Source organism: Leptospira noguchii serovar Panama str. CZ214, assembly GCF_000306255.2.
Taxonomy (GTDB): domain Bacteria; phylum Spirochaetota; class Leptospiria; order Leptospirales; family Leptospiraceae; genus Leptospira; species Leptospira noguchii.
The window spans coordinates 203,518-225,560 of the sequence record NZ_AKWY02000004.1; the positions used below are offsets into that span (position 1 = coordinate 203,518).

Here is a 22,043-nt window from a genome sequence, read left to right on the forward strand (position 1 = left end):
TTACTTACGAACTACTTATGCATCAGGATTTGGAGAATTTTTTCTTACCATTTGATTCAGTTTTTCTATATAAGAAAACGCTGCAGGAACCACTACTAAAGTAAGAACCGTAGAAGAAATCAATCCACCGATGATCGCAACTCCCATACTCGTTCTTTGACGAGAAGCTTCGTTCAATCCGATCGCAATCGGTAACATACCAGCAATGAGAGCAAAAGAAGTCATCAAAATTGGTCTCAATCTTTCTCTTCCCGCTTCGATAATTGCTTCTTTCATTTCTTTACCTTGCGACAATAATTGATTTGTAAAGTCTACAAGAAGAATCGAGTTCTTAGTAGCGACACCAATCAACATAATCAGCCCGATCATGGAAAAAATATCCAAGGACTTTTGGGTAATAAAAAGAGCAATGAAAGCTCCACAAAGCGCAAGAGGTAATACAAGCATAATCGCAATCGGTGTGATAAAACTTTCATAAAGAGAAGCAAGAACCATGTAGATAAATAAAATCCCAAGTCCCATCGCAATCGCCATAGAAACTCCCATCTCTTTAAAACTTTCCGCTTGTCCGGAATAACCAATCTTCACACCCGAAGGAAGAGGAATTTCAGTCTGGCTGATCTTTGTAACTTCTTCCATCGCTCCCCCCATACCAGGACCTTTAGGATTTACGTCCGCATAAATTTCCACGGCCTTATTTCGGTTGAGACGATTGATTGTAGCAAGACCGGTAGATTCCTCCGCTCTTGCTACGTTTTGAATCGGAATCAATCTGTTGTTAAAGTTAGGCACAAAGGAACTGTAAAAATTTTCCTTTAGATCTCTTTGAGAATCTTTTAGTCGAACACGAATATCATACTCAACTCCGTTCTCTCTATAAACTGCAGGTGTGGTTCCTTCTACAAGAGTTCTCAACTCAGATCCTATGATCGTTCCAGGAACTCCTAAAAGAACTTCCTTTTCCCGATCCGGAACCACTCTAAATTCAGGGGCTCCTGTTCTATAACTCGTGTCTACATCCAAAAGCGCCGGAGATTTTTGAAGGCGTTCGAACAATTTTTTAGCGTAGTCTTCTACAACTTCTCTCTTTTGTCCACTAACCGTAAGTGTAAAAGGCCTTTGTCCTCCTCCTACGTTATCTACATCTTTTACGATCGGATTGGCATAAGAAAACTCCGCCAGCTCCTTACGAAGAAACGCTTTGAACTGAGTTGTGTTCATCTTCCTATCTTTGGAAGGAACCATTTCCACGAACATATTCGTACTACGATTCGTGTTGAACATAGAAACAATTTTGATTTCCTTATAAGAACGAACCTTTTGATCTACTTGAAGAGCAATCTGAGACATTTTTTCTAAGGACGTTCCTGGCGGCATATCCAAGGCTACCGTAAATTTACCCTCGTCCTGAGCGGGAAGAAATGTTTTAGGAATAAACTTAGTCAGAACCAAACTGACTACAAAAATCAAAATCGCTCCGGAAAGTATAAAAAAAGGTCTTCTTAAAGTGAACTTCAAAACAGAAGCATATTTTTCTTCTAACCAAGATTGAAAAACATTAAAAATACTTAATATAGAATCCAAGCCTACTTCTAACTTTCCTAAAACGAACACGATAGGAGAAAAGACGGTGGATAAAATTCCTTTAGAAGTTTTATTTTGAGAACGCATTTTAGAATAAGCGATTTCTTCCAACGTGGTAGCGCCTTTTGTTTTTCCTTTTACTGCTTTGGTTGTAATTTCAGGAATCGACTCAGAAGAAGAATTATGTGCGTGATTTCCTACCTTCCCTCCAAAATACGCGGATAACATAGGAGCAATTGTAAGCGCATCATAAAGAGAAATGAGAAGGGCAAAACATACGGTCAGTCCAAACTCTCTTAAAAATTGTCCCACAATTCCGCTGATAAATGCAATCGGCATAAAAACCGCAATCACTGTCATCGTAGTAGCGATTACGGCAAGTGTTACTTCTTTGGTGCCTTCGATAGAAGCTTCTCTCGCAGTTTTTCCCATTTCTCTGTGTCTGAAAATATTTTCTCGAACTACAATCGCGTCGTCTATAAGAAGTCCAACTGCAAGACTGAGAGCAAGAAGAGTCATCACGTTTACGGTAAAACCAGCAATTGCCATAAGGATAAACGCGCCTAACAAAGAGTTTGGAAGTGCAAGCCCAGTAATCAAAGTGGAACGAACGCTTCCTAAGAATAATAATACTACAATGATCGTAAGTATGATTCCAATGATAATCGTTTCTTTTACGTCATAGATATTATTATCGATCGTTATAGAAGAATCATTCGTAGACGTCAACTCGGGTGAACCTTTACGTTTTGCAAGATCCTGATTGATTTCTAAGACTTTCTTTTTTACAGATTGTGCAACCGCCACGGTATTGGACCCGGACTGTTTAAATACCATGAGAAAAACAGCCTTCTGACCGTTTAAATAAGCGCGGGAAGTTTCATCTTCAACTGTATCCTTGACTTCGCCCAGTTGTCCAATTTTGATCGGAACTTCGTTTCCAAAAAGAGAAATCGGGGTGTCTCTAATTTCTTCGGGAGATTGGAATTCGTTGATCGTTCTATATACAAGTTCCTTATCGGTTTTACTTACCTTTCCTGCGGGAATATTCATTCCTCCCGAAGCGAGTCGATTGGACACGACCGAAGCCGGAATCATATGTTCTTTGAGTTTATTTCGATCCAGTTCTACGTGAATTTCTCTTTTACGACCTCCGTAGATGGTTACGTTTCCTACGTCTTTGGTAGAAAGAAGAATTTGTTTCACTTCTTCGTTGGCAATATCATAGAGTTCCGCATCCGGTAATTCGGCTCTCAGTGCAACGATTACGATCGGTTGGTCTGCTGGATCGATTCTTCGAATAACTGGTTCTTTTGCGTCATTTGGTAATTTCGGTTTAACACTAGATACTTTATCCCGAACTTGTTGTTCTGCGTATTTTACATCAGTTTCCAGAGTAAATTCTACTATGACGGTCCCCACTCCTTCATTACAGACCGCTCGGACTCTTTTGACTCCCGAAATTGTAGAGAGTTCGTCTTCAACCGGTTTTGCAATTAATGTTTCGATTTCGTTAGGAGCCGCACCTGGATAAGGCACGGTTACGGTCACGACCGGAATCGTTACGTTGGGAAATAAATCTACCCCCAACTTGTTCAAAGAAAGGTATCCCGCGACCAGGATGAGTAAGACCGTACAAGTGACGAAAATCGGTCTTTGAATCGAAAGCGAAGCCAAGCTCATTTTGTGAACCTCCTAATTTTACCGGCTGACCAAAGCGAAGAAACTATAAGATTATTCTAAATTGGAAACAATTTTTGAATTATTTGTTTTTCATCAACTAAGAATTTCCTATACCAAAGTAGTTATCTGGAAATTCCTATAGATGTGTCAAGGTGTTCTAAATTCGAAAAGTTAAAGATTATAAATAGATTGAACCTATTAATTTGATATACGGAATATTCAAATCTACTGAATTGTGGGAACTACTTTAACGTAAATTCGACATAAGAAAATCTGGGCGAATCCGGCTGCATAAGCAGCCGGACCGGGCTCTCAGCTCTGGTCAATAAATTGTATAAGAACGTAATACGAAATTTCGTCATAGATTTCAATTTATCGACCCTAAAACGCGACCCTTAGGAAAGCGTTTTGCTGAGTTAACGCGACCCTTAGGAAAGCGTTTTGCTGAGTTAACGCGACCCTTAGGAAAGCGTTTTGCTGAGTTAACGCGACCCTTAGGAAAGCGTTTTGCTGAGTTAACGCGACCCTTAGGAAAGCGTTTTGCTGAGTTAACGCGACCCTTAGGAAAGCGTTTTGCTGAGTTAACGCGACCCTTAGGAAAGCGTTTTGCTGAGTTAACGCGACCCTTAGGAAAGCGTTTTGCTGAGTTAACGCGACCCTGCAGAGCGACCCTTAGGGAGCGATGCATTGAGTTCAGGAAAGCGTTTTGCTTTAGAGCCGGTCTCAAAACTACCTATCAAAAAAGTTAAAAGCAATGATAGAGCTTGCGAGATAAAGAGATGCAAGATAATTTTCAGATTTTCTTTCCCAACGAATTAGGATAGCCCTGAATCGATTGTGCCAACTGTTAGTTCTTTCAACGACCCAACGTCTAGGTTTTCCTTTATATTTACCGATGAGAGGCTTTTCACCTTTTTTCCGAATATGAGATTGAATGTTTCTTCTTTTGATTAAAACTTCTATATCTTTGAAATCATAACCTTTATCTAAACAAATATGTTTTGGCTTCTTTCTTCTTTTTCCGGAAAATATTAGGATTGAATTCAACGTATCTTTTACACCGTGTTTGTCATGAACGTTAGCTCCAGTCAATGTAATTGCCAAAGGAATTCCATTTCCATCTGTAAGAATATGCCGTTTAACACCTAATTTGGCACGGTCTGTAGGGTTTTTCCCAGTTAAGCTCCCCTTTGGGAGCTTTAACCATTGCCGAATCCATCGAAGCCCAGTCCCATGCTATTTGATTCTTTACATCATAATATTTTAAAATAGATTTATAAATCTTTTTTGAATACTCCTGCTCGTTCCCATTCTTGAAATCTTCTGTGACAAGTTTGGCCTGATCCAAACTCATTCGGAATGGCACGCCACTGACAGCCTGTTTTCATTCGATAGATGATACCTGACATTACTACTCGTGTTGGTACTCGATTGCGACCTCCTTTCGGATTTACATTTTCTTTCGGGATTAATGGGGCTATTTGTTTCCAAAGTGCATCCGGTATCTCTGAATAATATTTGTCCATTTCACATTGATATTATTACCCTTTCTCTCTACAAACAGTTTTGAGACCGGCTCTTAGTTCATTCATCGATCCCTTTCGCGTTACTTTACCATTAAAAAGGATCTAGCTTTTTACAAACCAATCTTTGTACGCGAAACTTTTGAGTTTTTAAAGCTTTTATTATGGAATGGGACATGATAGTTCCTACATTTTTAGAATGATTCTTAAATTGCTTACAAACTGCCATTTAGAAAGAGAATTTTTAGGACATTCATTCTCTAGTGTGAGTAAAAGTCGTTTCGTTTTGCATTGCGTTCCATAAGTTCATTTTTTCGTAATAAAATTGGATACAATTGCAGTAGTTCCCACAGATTACGTCCCATCTAAGAGATTTTGAAAGTTTACAATCGAATACGAGTTCGTAAAAAAAATCAAAAAAGGAATCATTTCTACAATTATATAATGAAATATTAAAACTCTAATTTCAAAATTTTGCGGTAATTTAAAACAGCAAAATCAAATAGACATAGTTTTTTATGTTTGCATTGGTCTTTTTTGTATTTAACATGAATTTGATGTAAGAGGTCTCTCCTATAAAATCTGAATTTTCTGTAAAGATAAAATGTGGGAACTCTTACAGATCTATGTTTTACAGATAGATTTTGAAAATGCAGGAACTACTATGAAAACTAAATTACAAAAAGTAAATGTTTAAAAATTCGTAATGAGACTTAATCTGTGGAAACTAACACAAATTAAGATTTTACAAAAAAACTTCCAAAACTCTATCTTTACACCAAACTTATTTTATATATAATAAAATACTAAATTAAAAAACTTGATCACAGTGAAACTTTAAAGCGCACACCGTTTCACAATAAAAACCAACTTCTCATTTTTTAAACGAAAAAGCACCGTTTTTTCTTTAACTCGGCAAATCGGTTTTCAAAAACAAACTTGTTTTACGGCGTTGTTTATTGGCTTACTCTTAGGTTGAGTTCACATTCAGTCTACGATGGATCACCTAACGAGAATTACTCACACAACGAAGATACCCGGAAACATTTTTTGGGGAAGTGGTATTTGTAGAACCGTTTGTAAAATTCACCTTCCAAGCAACTGCAGAATTCTGAGGATCACTCGTACTACTCCAAAATTCAATAAGACTCCCAGAAGGATTTCCAGGAAACCAATCTTTTCGAATTGTAGGAGCTTCATAGCTGGTTCCAGAAGACGCACAGGTTTTAGAATGATCCTGTGACTGAGTCAGATCCGTTCCATTCGAACAAAATACAATTCCTTTTAATTCGGAATGTGTGGGAACTCTCCAGGTTGCAGAATTACCGGAAACCTGAAAAGTGGAACAAGAATTAAAAGCAGATCCAGAAATTAAAGTGCCTCCCGAAGTTCCATTACATTGGTTGTCTAAACTAGAACAATACTGAGGAGAAACTAAAAAACCTGTACAAGAATCGGAAGCGGCATTGTACGTCTGACCTCTAGAACATCTCATCCAAGTAAGACCAGTGGACGGGAAAAAAATCGTTTCTCCTTGGATCACTGGAGGAGAAGCCGCGGTTGAAGACAAGATCAATAACAAAGGAACTAAAGATTCTTCTTTTTTTTCATCAGAAGAAACCAAATCCTTAAAAACAGGATTTAAGTAACAAGAAGAACTTAAAAATAAAAAGGAAGAAATAAAAATTCTTAAAAAAAATATTAAAACGTTATTCGTCATTGGACTATTTAATCTTGAAACCGAACTCTTTGAATATCGGAACGACGAAAGGTCCTTTCTTTACCTTTATAAAACAAACGGACGCCCTCCTCGTCCATACGAGTAACGGTACCTTTTGCAACTTCACCCGACTTTAAATACAAAAGAGAAAGGTTTTTAGATTGTTTAACTTCCTTATTCCAAGTGTTATCCAATTCCTCTTTTAAAGAAGAATGAATTCTTTCTTGTAATTCTTCTTTCCATTGTCTTTCATTCTGTCTGATATAATCTTCTTTGATCTTTGCCATATCAATCTTAGAAACTTCTTTTTCCTGTTTCTCAATTGGAGGATTAGAAACAGGAACCACTTTGGAAGAAACGATTTCTTTAGGATCACAACTTTCCGCATCGATGGTCTTACGGGTAACGGAAGCAGCAATTCCCAAGAGGGTGCTGAGAATTCCATCCAACCAAGTAGTTTTCAAACTCACCCGATAGGTTCGATTTTGGTCCGGCATAATTTCAGAATAATTGACCTTATTAATAGGAATTGAACCAAATAAAACATACCACTGATATTTTTTACCGATCGATTTACAACCATCCACATTAGAATTCTTTTGAGAGTCGATGGTAAACTGTCCTCCTCTTACCGAACCCAATTCTAAACTTGTACAAGAATATAAGAAAAACAGAATTAATGTAAAGAATCCAAACCGAAATAAAACCAAAAAAGAATATAAAAGACTCAATAGATTCTTCACTGACAACGAACTCCCAACTTCACAAAATGACGCGCTGTTGGTATATTTTTAAAAACTGTTCTAAAAGCGACTTTTTTTCTATAGAAGCCGAATCAAAAGTTTCTATTTTATTTTCAAACAGATTTTGAAATATTTCTAAGTTCACTTTTAAAATAAATTTAAATAACTTGGAGATAATTAACACAAGTTCATTGTAAAAAATTTGTTTTATAAAAGTTTTGTCTTATCATAAAAAAGAATTTGAAAACCCTAATAAACCTAGATTTTAAAGATAAATCTTGAAAATGAAAAAATTCTATTTATTTTCTTATACTAAAATTAAATTTTTTATTATTAATCCCTATAAAATAGAGTAACACAATCAAACCTTTATCGTAAAAATCTGTTTAAATGCAAAATATTAGACACTTGTTCTATAATTATTAAAAACAATAGATAAAAAAAGAAGTTTGATACAACCGATAATCTAAAAAATATTTTCGAAACAAACAAATGATTTTAAACAATTTGAATCTTAAAAAACTTGAAACTCCAAAGTTCAATCCAAGTGGAATTTTAAAATTCCCTTTTATACAAACGGCTTTCGCTTCCTTAAAGTGGAACCTACCGAAAGAAATGACCTTCTTAAAAAATACAGAACGAATGATTATAGACGCCGGAAAAGGAGTAAGACTGGAAGGCCACTTAAGCAGACAAAAGAATCAAAAGTCAAAAGGATTTTTAATTCTATTACACGGTTGGGAAGGAAGTGTAAATTCAACTTACATATTAAGAACTTCTAATTATTTTTACGAAAAAAAATATAACATTTTTCGCTTAAACTATAGAGATCACGGAGATACCCATCATCTTAATCCGGAACCGTTTAACGGAAGTTTGCTGGAAGAAACATACGAAGCCGTTCGTAAGGCCGCAATGTTTGCGAACAAAGGGGTTCCGGTTTTTATCATCGGTTTTTCCTTGGGAGGAAATTTTACTCTTAGGATCGCCAGACTTCATTCTCAATCGGAAATAAAAATCAAACAGCTCAAAGAATGTATCGCTATATCACCCGCAATTCATCCGAAAGATGCAACAATTCTAATGGATCAAAAACAAATTATAGGTAGATACTTTCTTAAAAAATGGAAACAATCGATTCAGAAAAAACAGAAATATTTTCCTGCTTTAGTTCCTTATGATAAAATCTTAAAGGAAAAATCCGTAATGAAAATGACCGAGAAAATAATAAATTCTACCGAAGAATTTAAGGACCTAGACCATTACTTTGGAACTTATACCTTAGGAGAAAAAGAACTTTCTCAAATTTTAATTCCAACTACCATCTTGACCGCAAAAGATGATCCGATCATTCGGGGAGAATCTTTTCTTTCTCTTCATCCAAATCGAAACGTAAGAATATCCATTCAGGATTTTGGAGGGCATAATGGTTTTCTGGAAAACTGGCAAGGAGCTTGTTGGTATTTTCGAGTTTTAGAGGAAATTTTTAGTGGATATTAAGAAGTTACCACTCAAGAACTACACAATAAAATACCCAATCCAATAAGTTTAAATGTAAATTCGGCGTAAGAAAGTTGGGGTGAATCTAACTTTGCCGGACGGCGTTTTCAGCTACAGTCATCAATTACATGAAAGAAACGTAGTGCAATATTTCATCCTTAGTTTCAATTTATTATAGAACGCGATTTGTCAAGCGCTCTGCAGAAGTATTGAGTTAAAGAAACGAGACACTGAGTTTTAAAGAGCGTTCTCATAGTTCCCTACGCTTCAATCGCTTTCGCATTGGATTCTATCGGACTTACATGAAACAGCGCTTTGTGATAAACATCAGAATTGTTGAAAAATTTTATAGTTCTGATTAACAAAATGTTTCAATCGACCATTTCCATAAAACAGATGGACAATTCATTTTTCAACAACTCTAATATTATAAGGATGAGTAAAACCTCAAAAGGTATCAATGATAATACTTTATAAATTTATAATGAACTACTGGAGTTTATAAACTCCGGTAGTTTTTACATCAAAGTCTTTACATTTTGGGAGAAGTATTAATTATGATTTCAACATTTTATTTGCTCGAAAGAATGGATGGTTTTTTTCTGCTATCCTTACAAAAGGATTTTTAAGATGAAAAAAATAATCTCACTCCTCTTTACCATTTTCATTTGTACTGAAATGGCGGCAGAAACAAAAAGAGAACCTCTTTTTTTTGAACTTACTTACGGAGAAGGATTTAATTATCTGAAGACCAACCCGAATAAAATCGATCTGAATTCGATGAATCGGGATTTTACATACGGCAACTCTGAAATTTTTGGATACTACGCAGGTGGAATCGGTTCAACCGAAGACAAATTGTTAAGTGCATACTTATTTGATCAGGCGCCCAAACCAAAAATTACCGGACAAAATTCTTCGTTTTTATTTGAATATTTAATAAAATCAAGACTTGGAATTGGATTTAGTCTCAATCAATCCCAACTTCAAGCGTCTAATCTTTCCTTTTCAAAAACAGATTTTTTATTAGTCACCGGATACGCTCGTCTTACTGATCCTTCTTTTCAAAACGTTTCGTTTGATCAATTAACAAAATTGGAAACGGCCTTTCCTTATTTTACCTATCACAACAACGAATTGATGAAGGCGATGACGTTTAACGTTCATTTTTCCTATCATTTTTTAGAAAATTCTACATTGGATCCGTATATTAGAATTTTGTTCGGATATGGAAGAGACTCCGTTTCCAATTCTAAACTTTTTCAAACAAGTTTAGTAATTGGTTCCCGCTACTTTATCACAAATCGAGTTTATCTTTTAACGGAACTAGTTGGTACAAACTACGACGCTTATTCTAAAACGTATGGAAACTTGAAAAATTTATTCAGCGAAAAAGAAAGACATATCTGGTCCTTACAAGAGTATTCTGTAAAATTTGGAATCGGTTTGAACTGGTAGGAGCTTTTGAACTCAAAATTCCTTCTCAAAACTATAATAACAAATACCGAATTTTGTATTGGAATAGGGTTTTACGAATAAAATTTATAGTACTCAATTTTTATAAGTATCAGTAAACTTTAATTACTCAATTTTATAATAGTCCCACACGTTTAAAAACCGTAGGGCTACACTTTTTTGTGTTTCATATTGATTTGAATATTTAAAAGCTAAGAATATTGAGTTCCTACATTTCATTTTTACGGAAAAATTTAGTTTGAATTTGTCTCAACATCTTTGACGCCAAGTCTAACAACAAAATGTGGAACTGCTACAAATCAAATTTCTCCGTAAAATCGCCGTTTTACGACCACCATTAGATTAAAAATCTATTTTGTAAAGGTGGCCTCTGACCTAAACGCTCTTGTGTGTTTCGATATAATAATCCGCTGAAATTCTTCCAGATCCATATAAGGAAAAATGAAATAGTAATAAAAGAATCATCGCTGCATACGGAAGATTGGATCCCGGAGCCATAAACCCTTCCTTAGCATGGATGAATAAAACCGCTCCAATCAACACAGGAACTTGAAGAATCGCCGCAAAACGAGTCAATAACCCGGATAAAAGCAAAACACCCCCGCAGATATGTGCAATTACGATATAATGAGCGAGTAACGTAGACGCCATTGGCGCGTTATTCATTTCCATCAAACGAATCAATGCATCCGTATCGTATAAAAATTCAAGACCTTTATAAATTAAAACTCCTCCCAGATAAATTCGCAGGAAATCAACCAACCAATCCCGATGATCTTTTAGCCAACGATCCATAACTTACCCCCAGGTTTTTAGTTTATGATACCCCTTTTCGAAACTTTTGCAAGGTGAGAAGTATAGAATTTTACTCCGAATCAATATTTCCCATCTTGCCGGATTGAAAATCGTGAAATGCTTGATAAATTTCCTCTTGGGTGTTCATTACAAAAGGACCATATCTTGCAACCGGTTCTTCCACGGGTTGACCCCCGATCAAAAGGAATTCCCAACCGTTCAAAGAATCCTTCGGTAAAGAAAATCGAACGTCTCCTTCTCCTCTCTCGAACCAAACCATCTCCCCTTCTTTTAAAGAAATTTTTCCTTCTTGAGCATATAAAATTCCGTCTCCTGAAAATGGAAAAGCAAACACGTTATACGACACAGGAATCGGAACAGAAACATCCGCGCCGGGAATAAGATGAAAATGATAGTATAAGATTGGAATTTTAGTTTCAATCACCGCTTTTGTTCCAAACACTTCTCCGGCAATCACTCTAATTTTTGTTTTGCCATCAGACGTTTCAACTTCAGGAATTCTTTCAGAAGGAGTGTCTTGGTATCTAGGACGACTCATCTTTTGAGAAGCGGGCAGGTTGACCCACAATTGAAATCCATGCATCCAACCACCGTTTTTCTGAAACTCATTTGAAGGCAATTCGGAATGAACCAAACCAGAACCAGCGGTCATCCATTGAACGTCTCCCGGTTTCAGTTTACCATAATTTCCCCAAGAATCTCTATGTTCCATTTCTCCGGATAATAAATAAGTGACTGTTTCAAAACCTCGATGCGGATGTTCTGGTGCACCAATTGCTTTACCGGGTTTGTATTCTACAGGTCCCATTTCGTCTAATAATAGAAAAGGATCTAAATGAATTAAGTCTTGAACAGGAAAAGGTCTACGAACGGGAAAACCTCCTCCTTCCATTGTTCTCAATGACGGTCTGATTGTTTTCACTTTTCTTAAATTCATAAATCAAACGCTCCTCTCCCAGTCTGGTCGTGATACAAATATTTTTTAGAAAAATAGAACGGTTACAAAAATGATAACTACTACTGTAACTTTTTTAGTTTCATATTCTTTAGACGATACGTTTGGGTTCGTTGCAGATTTTAGAAACTTAATTTACTGGGGAGATAAAATTTCCAATGTATCTCCTGTTTCTTCCAAAAACGGAAATAGCTTTCCAATTTACGAAGTATTTTATTCTTTCGGACCTTTTAAACTCAAGGCGAATTATTCTGCAAGGGAATGGATTCCTAATTCCAGAATGATTATGGAAATTCAAAGCTCTCTCATGGATCAAAGGGACATTTATACTTTTCAAATTACGGATCGAGGAACAAAAATAACTTTCACAAATCATTCTAAACTTAAGTTCCCTTATCACTTTGTAGAAAAAATATTTGCTTCCGGAATTAGAGGAAGAATTTACAAAGAAATGAAACAATTGCAAAATTGTTTGTATCAGGACGAAAGTGGTTTTCCGAAACATTTTCAAATTATTCGAATTTAGTTTTTCGATCAAAATTCCTCTTGCCTAATATTCTTTTTTGGAGAGAATGCTTTCGGCTTAGTTCCGTGAAAACTTCAAACAACCATTCAGTTCCAATTCCGCTTAACGAGACAGAAAGGCTCCGTGCTCTACATTCTTACCAAATCTTAGACACGGCTTCGGAAGAAAAATTCGATTCATTAACTCAAATAGCAGCATATATCTGCAATTCTTCAATGGCCTTGATTTCGTTAGTCGACACAAACCGACTCTGGTTTAAGTCAAAATTGGGAATGAAAGAATCTGAAAGCGCCAGAAACACCTCCTTTTGTCAATATGCAATTATGCAGGACGACCTTTTAGAAATCGAGGACGCCTTAGAAAACGAAATATTTAAAAATAAACCTTCCGTTTTGGGTCCTCCCTACATTCGTTTTTATGTGGGAACTCCCTTAAAAACTCCGGATGGTTTTAATATAGGAACACTTTGTGTGTTCGATTCACAACCGAACCATTTAAATCCTCAACAGAAAACCATTCTAAAAGCATTATCAAACCAAATCATATATAACTTCGAACTAAATAAAAAAAACATAGAACTATTAATAATTCAAAAAAAAGAAGAAGAATTACAAAAATCTAAAAGTCTGTTTTTTGCAAACATGAGCCATGAAATTCGCACGCCTGTTCACGGAATTTTGGGGGTTTCCGGCCTTTTATCGGAAACGAAATTACAACAAGAACAAGTAGAATACGTAAATACCATCCAGAGAAGTGGGAAATTATTACTCAATCTTCTAAATGATATATTGGATTTTTCTAAATTAGAATCTTTTAATATGAAAATTGAAATTATCGCTTTTGATCTGATGGATTTATTAAAAGACGTATTTTATCTTTTTGAAGCAGACGCAAAACGTAAAAATATAGAATTTAAATTGGTTGGCAAACAACCCTCCTACTTAATCGTATCTACAGACCCGCACCGACTCAAACAGATCTTAGTCAATCTTATCTCGAACGCCATCAAATTCACTGAAAAAGGAAGCATATTGATTCAATTCGATTTTAAATCCGATTTGAAACAATGTAACTTACAAATTCAGATAAAAGATACCGGGGTTGGAATACCGGAACAAAAACTCAAAGAATTATTCCAAGCCTACAGGCAAGTAGACAGTTCGGTTTCTAGAAAATATGGAGGAACCGGACTAGGTCTTTCGATCAGCAAAAGCCTTGCGGAAATGATGAACTTAAAACTTACAGCTCAGAGTGTAATCAATCAAGGAAGCATTTTTGAAATTTCGGGACAAATTCCACTCGCCGAAAAATCGGAAGTTTATTTTGAACTTAAAAAAACAGCTCCAAACGCAGACCAAACTCCGATTCAAAGTCTAAACATTCTAGTTGCAGAAGATAATGAAACCAATCAGATGCTGATCAAAAAGATTTTAGAAAAACTAGGTTACAAACCTGTGATCGTATCTAATGGATTAGAAGCATTACGTCACGTAGAAGCCCATAAAACAGACATTTTATTTTTGGACATTCAAATGCCAGAACTGAACGGAATCGAAGCCGCTAAAATCTTAACACGACAAAACGACTCGTCCGTTCGTCCTTATATCATTGCAATGACGGCTAATGCTAGTCAAACGGATAAGGAAGATTGTATGGCTTCTGGAATCGATCAATACATCAGTAAACCTTTTCACAAAGAAGAAATCGCAAACCTACTGAATCAATTTATTTCCTACAAAACAACAAAGTGATTCTTTTAAGAGTAGTTAACATTTACCTTAAAAATGTAGGAACGATTACAAGTTTCAAATTCTATTTTTGAATTGTGGGAACTAATACAAATTACGATTTTTACAGATATATTCTGAAAATGATACGTTTAGAAAATTCTATTTTTACTTAAAGTGAGTAACAATGTGAAAGTGATTATTATGTTACCATCTAACGACTCCTAAGAGCTGTTAGATTGAGTTTTTTTATTCACCAAGATTTTTCTTACGCCGAACTCACGTTAATTAGCAAGTTCTCCAACAGGATGCCCTGTCTCTAATTTTACGATAAGACGAATCTCTCTATCCAGAAAAGCATCTATAAAAGGATTCAAATCCTTGATCTTGCTGGACAACTCGTATCCGGCCTCCATCGTTTCTACTAAAGAATTTGCACCTACCATGGAAGCGGCAACTTTGATCGGGGCCATTACGAGTTTGATCATAGGAAGTTTGGAAAGGGAAAAAAAGAATCTCAGAGTATTACAAACCATTTGGATCTGGCTTTTTCTTTCATCAAAACGATTCGCTTCGCCCATTGCTGCATATAAATTATTTCTAGAAATTTTACCGTCTTCGATGAGATTATTTTCGATTACAATCTTTGCAGTGTCGTAATCCAAAGAATCGGTCAAACGATTTAACAGAATGATCTGATGAATGTTTTCGGTCATGGATTTACCCGCAACCGTTTTTAATTTTTCATAAAGACTTTCTAAAGCGTTATCTCTTTCTTCCTTGTTCGAAGGAGAATATAAATTGAATTCGAAAAAATCCGGAATCCCATCGTATCCTTTGACAACAAGAAGATCCGAATAAGTTGTACGAAGTCTATCGATAGTCGCGCGAACAACCGCTTTACGCGTTAGCTCTAACACCTGTTGATCCATTCTTAATTCAGAAACAGATTTCGTAGGTTACGCAACTCAGGTCAATATAAAAATCAATCCTTGACTACGATGGTTCCAGATCTCAATTTAGCTGGCAAAAATTTTGCAAGGTTTTCCGCTCCTTTTTTAGAGGAATCAGATCCGAACCGAACCGTATAATATCCGTTTCTGGATCTTTTGACGTTTGCTTTTATTTTTTTTACTGTGTTTGAGATCGATTTTGCTAACTCGTCTGCTTTTTCTTTTTCCTTAAATGCGGCTACTTGAAGCGTAAATTTATCTGATTCTTCGTCAGATAAGGATTTAACAGAAACTCGTTTAGATTGTTTCTCTTCGTTCCGTTTGATTTTTTTAGAGGTTTTAGAATCTTCTGGCCCTTTAACCGAAAGAGTTTCGACCGAAGATCGATTTTCTTTTTCCACGTTAGTCGAACTTGTTTTAGTTCTTTTAAAATCAATAACTTCTGCAGCAGGAGGAATGTTTTTAAAAGTCACTGAATCTTGAGAATTTGTACTAGAAGGTAAATTGGTACTTGCCTGTGGAATTTCAGCAGAGGCAACTTTATAATTACTTTCAGTCGGAATTTGACCAGGTTCGGCAAAAGGAATCGAATTTTGAATCTCCGGATTTTTATTTTCGTTTAATGTTAAAGAATCTACCCCAGAATCAGCCGTGCGCTTTTTACCAACTGATACTCCCAATAAAAAGAACGAGAAAAACAACCCAATTAAGAACGTGGATAAAATTAGAATTCTCTTATTATCCAGATTGATTACATAAAAAATTTTTTCTTTCATAATATTTTTCCCAATAAAACAGAGTATAAACTTTTACATTCTTCCCTGAGAGAATCTAAATTCCCTCTGTTTCTAAGTATATAATCGGCTCTTTTTAGTTTTTCCGTAAGAGGAAGTTGGTTTTTGATTCTCGCTAAAACGTCTTCTTTTTTCACTCCGTCCCTAGAGATCGTTCTTAAAATCGATTCTTCCGGATCGGAATCCACGGTCACGGTCGCGTCACAGAGAGTATGGGCATCGGTTTCAAACAAAAGTGGAACTTCCCAAACTACCATTTTTCCTTTTGCGGTCGTTTCTAAAATTTTTTGAAAATCACTTCTAACCAAAGGATGAATCAATTGATTCAGTCCCGACAATTTTTCCGGATCATTAAAAACAATTTTGGAAATTTTTTTCCTATCTGGCTTTCCTTGATCGTCTAAAATCTCATCTCCTAAAAGTTTTACAAGTTCGGTTAAGATAGGAGAATCCGGTTCCGTATAACGTTTTGCTAAACGATCTGCATTGATTCCAAAACATCCCAATTCTTCCAAAATTTTAGCAGCGGTACTTTTACCTCCTCCAATCATTCCGGTAATCCCAATCAAAAAGGTTCTTTTACCAGAATCGGAATTCTGCATACGTTAAAGATAGAGCACCTAGGCAAAAGTACAAGCAAAAAAGATAGATTGTTTGGAAAGGTTGATTCTTATCAATTCGAACCAGAGTTCAATAGCCGAGCAAGAAAAATCCAACGCGGCGGTTTTTGTGGGAACTACTGCAAATCCGGATTTTACTGTAAAACTTTAAAATGTAGGAACTATTACAATTTTTAATAAAAAGAAGAATCTTCAAAAAACGTAATAAATCCAAATGAGACTAAATCTGTGGGAACTACCGCAAATTCGGATTCTACTGTAAAATTTCAAAAAGTAGGAACTATTACAATTTTATCACAAACGACTGAACAATTTCAAGATTTCCTCTGACGCCTTTCTTTCAGTTCAATAAAAGTTGAATAAAAATATATGGTTCCTACACATTCTAAACCTCAACTTCTATTTTGGAATTAATTCTTTCAGTCTGATTTCCGATTAACATCTTTAGAAATTCTCCATAAAATCTAAAAATAATGGTCTTACTAAAAAATGTATCAAGAAAATACGATGAATCCTATTCGTTCTTATAAAATTGAATCCCTAAACATTATCATAAAGTATCGTTTTATGTAAGTTCGATAGAATCCAATACGAAAGCGGTTGAAGTTCAGTAGAATGTTCTTTCAAACTAAAGCGTCCGCTTCTTTAACTCAATGTATCGCGGATCGCTCAATAAATCACATTCTACAATAAATTTAAACTAAAGATGAAATATTGCATTATGTTTCTTTCATGTAATTGATTGACTGGAGCTAAAAATGCAATCGGCATTCCCCCAAACTTGATTATGCAGAATTCATATTAAAATTGTTGAAAAATGAATCTTCTTCCGTTTTTTTCATTAAAACGAATCGATAAAGCCGTTTTGTTAGTTGCAAATTTGGATTTTTCCAACAACTCTATTCTAGTTTTGAGTATAACACCAAGTTTATGGATCTTAGCAAAAATGTAAAACTATTACAAATCTAAATTCTGGAATCAATCTTTTTTGAGGAAGATTATATTATATTTTAATTTTTGAATAAACTCATGGTTTTCTTTTCACACATTTTTATAACAAAGATCGATTTTGTATATAAAACATCTCTTCCGCCAACATCATAAAATTAAAAACTTTTAATACAAATTTCTTCCCTGTAAGAATATAATAGAGTTGTTGAAAAATAGATTCTCCATCTATTTCTGTTTGATGAAAGCGGTCAATTCAAGCAGTTTTGTTAATTTGGACTATGAAATTTTTCAACAACTTTAATTAACTATTTTATATATAATATAAAAATAGTATAAAATATTTTTTGAATATACTATAAAATTTACTTCAAAACTTCAAAAGAAACTCTATTTGATTTTGAAGTTTTTGGATTTTATATAGATAAAAAAACAAATTTAAATACGATCAAAAAGAGCAAGTTTGAGACAAAACTATAACTAAAAAACGTCGTAAAAAAAATTAATTCCATTTTAGCCCTGTTCGCTTAACAAAATATGTACTTGAGACTATTGTCTACTGTTTCCCTTTGTGAGAAAATGAGAGGTGCTAAGGAATGAAATAAAAATGAGAATTTTTCAAAAACTAACAAATACAATTTTTATAGGGGCTCTTCTGATCGGAATTAACGCCTGTACGAATTCTCAAGATCCCAACCTACTCTGGCTTTTAAGCGCAACGCAGCCCAACCCGTCTCCACCACCAGCAGGAGAACAACCGTTCAGCATTGTAATCAACGATGAAACCGCTCCGGTGGATTTCATTTTTGATACTACAAAAACGGTAAACGTAAATGTCCAGGTTCTCAGCCCGGAGTCTCCTATTTCGGGAAGTTTAGTACAAATTTTTAATATAGATAATACTTCTCAAAAATCTATCTTCAGAGCGGTAACTTCGGAAAATGGAGAAGTCAAGGGAAGTTTTACAATCGACGAAACAACTCATAAAGTTTTACTCAAAGTACAGGCATTCGGTCAACTTTATGAAGCGGAAATTCAAATTATCAACGCTTATAGTATTTCTAGAAGAATCACAGTAGTCATCAAAGGAAATAACGTAATTCTTCCAGACACGGACGGAGACGGTATTATAGATCGAGACGATACGTATCCAAACGATCCTACTCGCGCGTCTACGTTTCGTTATCCAGCGGAAGGATATTATACAATTTCATTTGAAGACTTATACCCAAATCAGGGAGACGCGGACTTTAACGACTATAATATAAGAGCCGTATTTGAAGAAGACTGGAACGCAAAAGGAGAAGTAGCAAGAGTACGAGCAAATTTTACTCACGTAGCCAAAGGAGCCGGTTATAATCACACTTTACATCTTACAATTCCACAAATCACGGCTTCGTCGTATTCTCTTACTCGATATGGATACGACGGCTCAACCATAGAATATAATTCTACCGGCGGTAACTCTGCAATTTCTTCTTTAGAAATTCTTCCGAAATCCAATACTACGATTCTATCTTCCAATACTTCTAAAACTAGCACCACTTTCAAAAAAGGGAAGTCCGCAAGTCTAGAAGTAATTCTACAAAATGCGATCAATCGAGTAACCTTAGGACCTGCTCCCTATGATACGTTTATCAAAGTGATCAATACTAATCAGGAAATACACTTTCCAAAAAGATATTTTGATACCAACGGAAAAGATCGTTATTTAGATTCTACGGGATTTCCCTGGGCTTTATTAGTTCCTGGAAATTTTCTCTGGCCTTATGAAAGTACAGATATTCGTAAATCATATCCTTCTTTTAAACCTTGGTATGAATCCATGGGAAATACAAACCATAACTGGTATTTCACTCCCGTTTCCTCGGAAGTATTTCCTGCATCGAACTGAATTCATTTTCCCAGGAATTTTTTCCTGGGAATTCTTTTTTTCTTTTCTTTCTTGAGGTCAAACAAAAGTGTTTAACCTCTTATGCAGGATTTGAAACGTAAGAATCGAAAACGTCTTACTTCTACAACGATATTGAAACCAGGTCTTCCGCCTAAATTTTTTCTCAATCTTCTCAAAGAGATTTCTCCCATCGTAGCAATTGATAATACTCAAACGATTCTGTTTGCAAACCAATCCTTTCAAAAAGAATTTGCAGGAAGTTCCCGTAGTTTGATCGGTAAAAATCTGTTTCGGATTTTAAACTTAAATCCGGTGGACCATGAAGAGATGGAATCGAACATCAATCTATCTAAATGGGGAAAAGTCCAAAACCAAGAATTTAGAAAACAAAAAATCTATTACGGTTATTCCGTATTTCGTTTTGGGGACCATATAGGGATTATTCTCAAAAACATTACAGAAAACAAAAGATTAGAAAGAAAAATCGCAAGTCTTCATACCAAACTTCTACAATCACAAGAAGAAGAAAGAATTAGACTTTCGGGGGAATTACATGACGGCGTGGGCCAGACCATTCTCGCGGCAAAACTCAACTTCCAAGCATACAATCGAAATCCTAAAGTTTACGGAGCGCAGTTCGATACGGGGCTTCTTTTGATCGACAAGGCAAGCCAAGAACTGAGAGATATTTATACAAACTTACATCCTTCTACACTGAGAGAAATCGGTTTAGAAGCTGCAATTCGATCCTTAAGTTCGGATCTATTTCCACCTATGGACGTGGAAGCTGATTTAGACTTAAATCTAAAATTGAATATAGAACCTATGGTGGCCAATCAGGTTTTTAGAATCGTTCAAGAAATCTTTCAAAACGTGATCAAACATTCCCAAGCGAGTAAAATTTCTCTTAAGATTCAAGTTAAAGGAAGACAATTGTCTATAGACGCTAAAGATAACGGCATAGGTTTTCAGGAAAGAAAGGTCAGAGCCAGGTCTTCCGGTTTTGGACTTGAAAATATCCGTAGAAGAGTAGAAGATTTAAATGGTAAAATTAAGATTGATTCTTCTGCTGGGCAAGGAACTAAGTTTATCATTCGAATTCCTTTAGAAAAAAATAAAAACACATACGCTAAAAAAACATGAAGTCTACCGATACAAAAATATTTCTAGTCGACGATCACGCAATTCTTAGAGAAGGATTAAAGATGATTCTGTCCGGACAACCCGGTTTTGAAATTTGTGGCGAATCTGGAGACGCCGAAAAAGCACTAGACCAAATCGGCAAATTAAATCCAGATTTAGTCATCACAGACATTTCCATGCCTGGGTTAAGTGGAATTGATCTCGTAAAAAATCTGAGAAAATATTATCCGAATATCCGAACCATCATTCTTTCCCGTCATGATAATAAGGAATACGTTCAAAAATTATTAGAACTAGGTATCAATGGATACGTATTAAAGGATGACGCTGGAAACGATTTACTTCGCGCCATTGAAGCGGTTCACAAAGGGGAAACGTATTTAAGTCCGGGAATAACTACACACTTTTTATCCGGCTTTGTAAGTTCCGGAAAACCAGGAGAGGACAATCAAGACGCTAAAAAAGCGTTTTCAGTACTTTCAGATCGGGAAAGAGAAATCTTGAAACTAGTCGCCGAAGGAAATTCTAACGAATCCATCGGTAAAATTTTAAGAATTTCACCGGCCACGGTTAAGGTTCACCGCGCCAATATCATGAAAAAATTAGATCTACATAAGGTTGCAGATTTAGTAATGTATGCGATTCGCGCAGGTTTGATCGAATCCTAACAAACGCCTATTCGTCCATAATCTATTTTTCTGAATAAATTTTGGGTCTGAACTTGCGGATTGATTCTTAAAATGTGAGAACTACTACAAACCACAATCTTGCCGACCAACTCAAGAAAATTTTCGAGCTTTTGGAAGTTTTATTGTGAAATCTTAATTTGCAGTGGTTCCCACAGATTAAGTCACATTAAAAGTTTTAAACATTCATTTTTTTTAATCTAATTTTCGTAGTAATTCCTACATTTTTTAAATTTATCTATAACACATAAATCAGTAAGAGTTCCCACATTTTATCTTTACAGAACAATCAAGTTTTATAAGAGAAATTTCTTATATCGAGCTAGCATTAGTTGCAATATGCAACTATATATGAATGAGTTTCAAATCAAGATTGAAGAAAAACTATATATGAATGGTAATCAAAAAATCGAGTTTGTAAACGCGTTATGCGTTTTTAATTTTTGTCTACGGATATGTTATTACAAATATCGATAGGACCATCAATAACCAATATGCTAAACTACTTCTATAAAACCACAGAATAGTATTATTTTTTTAGAATGTGAATCGCATTATTCCCGATGTTTCTCAATGGATAATGCAATCTATTGTTTGATTCGTGAAAATCAACCTCAAAGTTTTAACAAGTATCATCGCAAACCTACATCTTTTCTACAGTAAAACTCCTTCCGTTACTTGAATTAGTCTTTCCTTTTGAAATATTGGAAAAGTTCCAATCCCTTCAAAAAACGTTTCGGACTTTTTTAAAG

General features: G+C 35.4%; 18 protein-coding genes. 7 read left to right on the forward strand and 11 right to left on the reverse strand.

All coding sequences use genetic code 11. The annotated features are described in order from the left end of the window. Positions 1 to 15: 15 nt before the first annotated feature. The 6 genes from LEP1GSC059_RS02485 to LEP1GSC059_RS02510 all read right to left on the reverse strand — a co-directional run bounded on the left by LEP1GSC059_RS02485 (position 16) and on the right by LEP1GSC059_RS02510 (position 7,253). Positions 16 to 3,267 carry an efflux RND transporter permease subunit gene (locus LEP1GSC059_RS02485; RefSeq protein ID WP_020980221.1) on the reverse strand — a complete coding sequence of 1,084 codons (3,252 nt, stop codon included), beginning with the start codon at positions 3,265 to 3,267 and terminating at the stop codon, positions 16 to 18. 729 nt (positions 3,268 to 3,996) lie between these two features. Next, on the reverse strand, positions 3,997 to 4,482 hold the full coding sequence (locus LEP1GSC059_RS24590) for an IS5 family transposase (protein WP_337587741.1): 486 nt from the start codon (positions 4,480 to 4,482) through the stop codon (positions 3,997 to 3,999). After that, entirely contained in the window at positions 4,406 to 4,621 is a 216-nt protein-coding gene (locus LEP1GSC059_RS24595) for a hypothetical protein (protein WP_036056889.1), read from the reverse strand. Before LEP1GSC059_RS24595 ends, LEP1GSC059_RS24590 begins: the two co-directional genes overlap by 77 nt. Next, a complete protein-coding gene (locus LEP1GSC059_RS24600) occupies positions 4,542 to 4,772 on the reverse strand; it encodes a transposase (RefSeq protein WP_337587742.1) in 231 nt (76 codons plus the stop codon). Before LEP1GSC059_RS24600 ends, LEP1GSC059_RS24595 begins: the two co-directional genes overlap by 80 nt. Before the next feature lie 1,024 nt (positions 4,773 to 5,796). Continuing rightward, positions 5,797 to 6,510 carry an Lcl C-terminal domain-containing protein gene (locus LEP1GSC059_RS02505; protein ID WP_017215284.1) on the reverse strand — a complete coding sequence of 238 codons (714 nt, stop codon included), beginning with the start codon at positions 6,508 to 6,510 and terminating at the stop codon, positions 5,797 to 5,799. A gap of 8 nt (positions 6,511 to 6,518) precedes the next feature. Beyond that, positions 6,519 to 7,253 carry an LIC_13076 family protein gene (locus LEP1GSC059_RS02510; protein WP_020980225.1) on the reverse strand — a complete coding sequence of 245 codons (735 nt, stop codon included), beginning with the start codon at positions 7,251 to 7,253 and terminating at the stop codon, positions 6,519 to 6,521. Between the two features lie 492 nt (positions 7,254 to 7,745). On the opposite strand from LEP1GSC059_RS02510, the gene LEP1GSC059_RS02515 reads away from it, so the two are divergent. Further along, a complete protein-coding gene (locus LEP1GSC059_RS02515) occupies positions 7,746 to 8,753 on the forward strand; it encodes a YheT family hydrolase (protein WP_017215282.1) in 1,008 nt (335 codons plus the stop codon). 630 nt (positions 8,754 to 9,383) lie between these two features. Then, entirely contained in the window at positions 9,384 to 10,211 is an 828-nt protein-coding gene (locus LEP1GSC059_RS02520) for a hypothetical protein (RefSeq protein WP_020980236.1), read from the forward strand. 393 nt (positions 10,212 to 10,604) lie between these two features. On the opposite strand, the gene LEP1GSC059_RS02525 is transcribed toward LEP1GSC059_RS02520, so the two are convergent. Continuing rightward, positions 10,605 to 11,024, reverse strand: a complete 420-nt coding sequence (locus tag LEP1GSC059_RS02525; RefSeq protein WP_000376389.1) for a DoxX family protein — start codon at positions 11,022 to 11,024, stop codon at positions 10,605 to 10,607. A 70-nt stretch (positions 11,025 to 11,094) separates the two neighbouring features. Further along, on the reverse strand, positions 11,095 to 11,982 hold the full coding sequence (locus LEP1GSC059_RS02530) for a pirin family protein (RefSeq protein ID WP_004432410.1): 888 nt from the start codon (positions 11,980 to 11,982) through the stop codon (positions 11,095 to 11,097). A gap of 70 nt (positions 11,983 to 12,052) precedes the next feature. Here LEP1GSC059_RS02530 and LEP1GSC059_RS02535 point away from each other — a divergent pair, with 70 nt between their 5' ends. Beyond that, positions 12,053 to 12,526: an LIC13081 family protein gene (locus tag LEP1GSC059_RS02535; RefSeq protein WP_002178943.1), complete on the forward strand. Its 474-nt coding sequence runs from the start codon at positions 12,053 to 12,055 to the stop codon at positions 12,524 to 12,526. Between the two features lie 65 nt (positions 12,527 to 12,591). Then, positions 12,592 to 14,277, forward strand: a complete 1,686-nt coding sequence (locus LEP1GSC059_RS02540; RefSeq protein WP_036056934.1) for a GAF domain-containing hybrid sensor histidine kinase/response regulator — start codon at positions 12,592 to 12,594, stop codon at positions 14,275 to 14,277. Between the two features lie 260 nt (positions 14,278 to 14,537). Here the strand turns inward: LEP1GSC059_RS02540 and LEP1GSC059_RS02545 are convergent, their stop codons facing one another. Genes LEP1GSC059_RS02545 through coaE form a run of 3 tightly spaced genes read right to left on the reverse strand, consistent with a single transcriptional unit; the run spans position 14,538 to position 16,602 of the window. After that, positions 14,538 to 15,185 carry an FFLEELY motif protein gene (locus LEP1GSC059_RS02545; protein WP_017215280.1) on the reverse strand — a complete coding sequence of 216 codons (648 nt, stop codon included), beginning with the start codon at positions 15,183 to 15,185 and terminating at the stop codon, positions 14,538 to 14,540. Between the two features lie 53 nt (positions 15,186 to 15,238). Continuing rightward, positions 15,239 to 15,982, reverse strand: a complete 744-nt coding sequence (locus LEP1GSC059_RS02550; protein WP_020980260.1) for an SPOR domain-containing protein — start codon at positions 15,980 to 15,982, stop codon at positions 15,239 to 15,241. Continuing rightward, entirely contained in the window at positions 15,979 to 16,602 is a 624-nt protein-coding gene (gene coaE, locus LEP1GSC059_RS02555) for a dephospho-CoA kinase (protein ID WP_017215277.1), read from the reverse strand. The genes LEP1GSC059_RS02550 and coaE overlap by 4 nt, the downstream gene beginning before the upstream one ends. Positions 16,603 to 18,175: 1,573 nt before the next feature. Between coaE and LEP1GSC059_RS02560 the strand changes: the two genes are divergently transcribed. The 3 genes from LEP1GSC059_RS02560 to LEP1GSC059_RS02570 all read left to right on the forward strand — a co-directional run bounded on the left by LEP1GSC059_RS02560 (position 18,176) and on the right by LEP1GSC059_RS02570 (position 21,273). Continuing rightward, positions 18,176 to 19,462: an LruC domain-containing protein gene (locus LEP1GSC059_RS02560; protein WP_017215273.1), complete on the forward strand. Its 1,287-nt coding sequence runs from the start codon at positions 18,176 to 18,178 to the stop codon at positions 19,460 to 19,462. Between the two features lie 81 nt (positions 19,463 to 19,543). Then, positions 19,544 to 20,605, forward strand: coding sequence for a sensor histidine kinase (locus tag LEP1GSC059_RS02565; RefSeq protein ID WP_002178955.1), 1,062 nt, complete (start codon positions 19,544 to 19,546; stop codon positions 20,603 to 20,605). Then, entirely contained in the window at positions 20,602 to 21,273 is a 672-nt protein-coding gene (locus LEP1GSC059_RS02570; protein WP_004421574.1) for a response regulator, read from the forward strand. The genes LEP1GSC059_RS02565 and LEP1GSC059_RS02570 overlap by 4 nt, the downstream gene beginning before the upstream one ends. Positions 21,274 to 22,043: the final 770 nt, after the last annotated feature.

What these genes read in the sequence shown, in the direction of transcription:
- LEP1GSC059_RS02560 (WP_017215273.1), top strand. Translation starts at nt 18,176, where the DNA reads ATGAGAATTTTTCAAAAACTAACAAATACAATTTTTATAGGGGCTCTT.
- LEP1GSC059_RS02515 (WP_017215282.1), top strand. Translation starts at nt 7,746, where the DNA reads ATGATTTTAAACAATTTGAATCTTAAAAAACTTGAAACTCCAAAGTTC.
- LEP1GSC059_RS02530 (WP_004432410.1), bottom strand. Translation starts at nt 11,982, where the DNA reads ATGAATTTAAGAAAAGTGAAAACAATCAGACCGTCATTGAGAACAATG.
- LEP1GSC059_RS02485 (WP_020980221.1), bottom strand. Translation starts at nt 3,267, where the DNA reads ATGAGCTTGGCTTCGCTTTCGATTCAAAGACCGATTTTCGTCACTTGT.
- LEP1GSC059_RS24595 (WP_036056889.1), bottom strand. Translation starts at nt 4,621, where the DNA reads ATGAGTTTGGATCAGGCCAAACTTGTCACAGAAGATTTCAAGAATGGG.
- LEP1GSC059_RS02545 (WP_017215280.1), bottom strand. Translation starts at nt 15,185, where the DNA reads ATGGATCAACAGGTGTTAGAGCTAACGCGTAAAGCGGTTGTTCGCGCG.
- LEP1GSC059_RS02550 (WP_020980260.1), bottom strand. Translation starts at nt 15,982, where the DNA reads ATGAAAGAAAAAATTTTTTATGTAATCAATCTGGATAATAAGAGAATT.
- LEP1GSC059_RS02505 (WP_017215284.1), bottom strand. Translation starts at nt 6,510, where the DNA reads ATGACGAATAACGTTTTAATATTTTTTTTAAGAATTTTTATTTCTTCC.
- LEP1GSC059_RS02520 (WP_020980236.1), top strand. Translation starts at nt 9,384, where the DNA reads ATGAAAAAAATAATCTCACTCCTCTTTACCATTTTCATTTGTACTGAA.
- LEP1GSC059_RS02535 (WP_002178943.1), top strand. Translation starts at nt 12,053, where the DNA reads ATGATAACTACTACTGTAACTTTTTTAGTTTCATATTCTTTAGACGAT.
- LEP1GSC059_RS02565 (WP_002178955.1), top strand. Translation starts at nt 19,544, where the DNA reads ATGCAGGATTTGAAACGTAAGAATCGAAAACGTCTTACTTCTACAACG.
- LEP1GSC059_RS02525 (WP_000376389.1), bottom strand. Translation starts at nt 11,024, where the DNA reads ATGGATCGTTGGCTAAAAGATCATCGGGATTGGTTGGTTGATTTCCTG.
- coaE (WP_017215277.1), bottom strand. Translation starts at nt 16,602, where the DNA reads ATGCAGAATTCCGATTCTGGTAAAAGAACCTTTTTGATTGGGATTACC.
- LEP1GSC059_RS02570 (WP_004421574.1), top strand. Translation starts at nt 20,602, where the DNA reads ATGAAGTCTACCGATACAAAAATATTTCTAGTCGACGATCACGCAATT.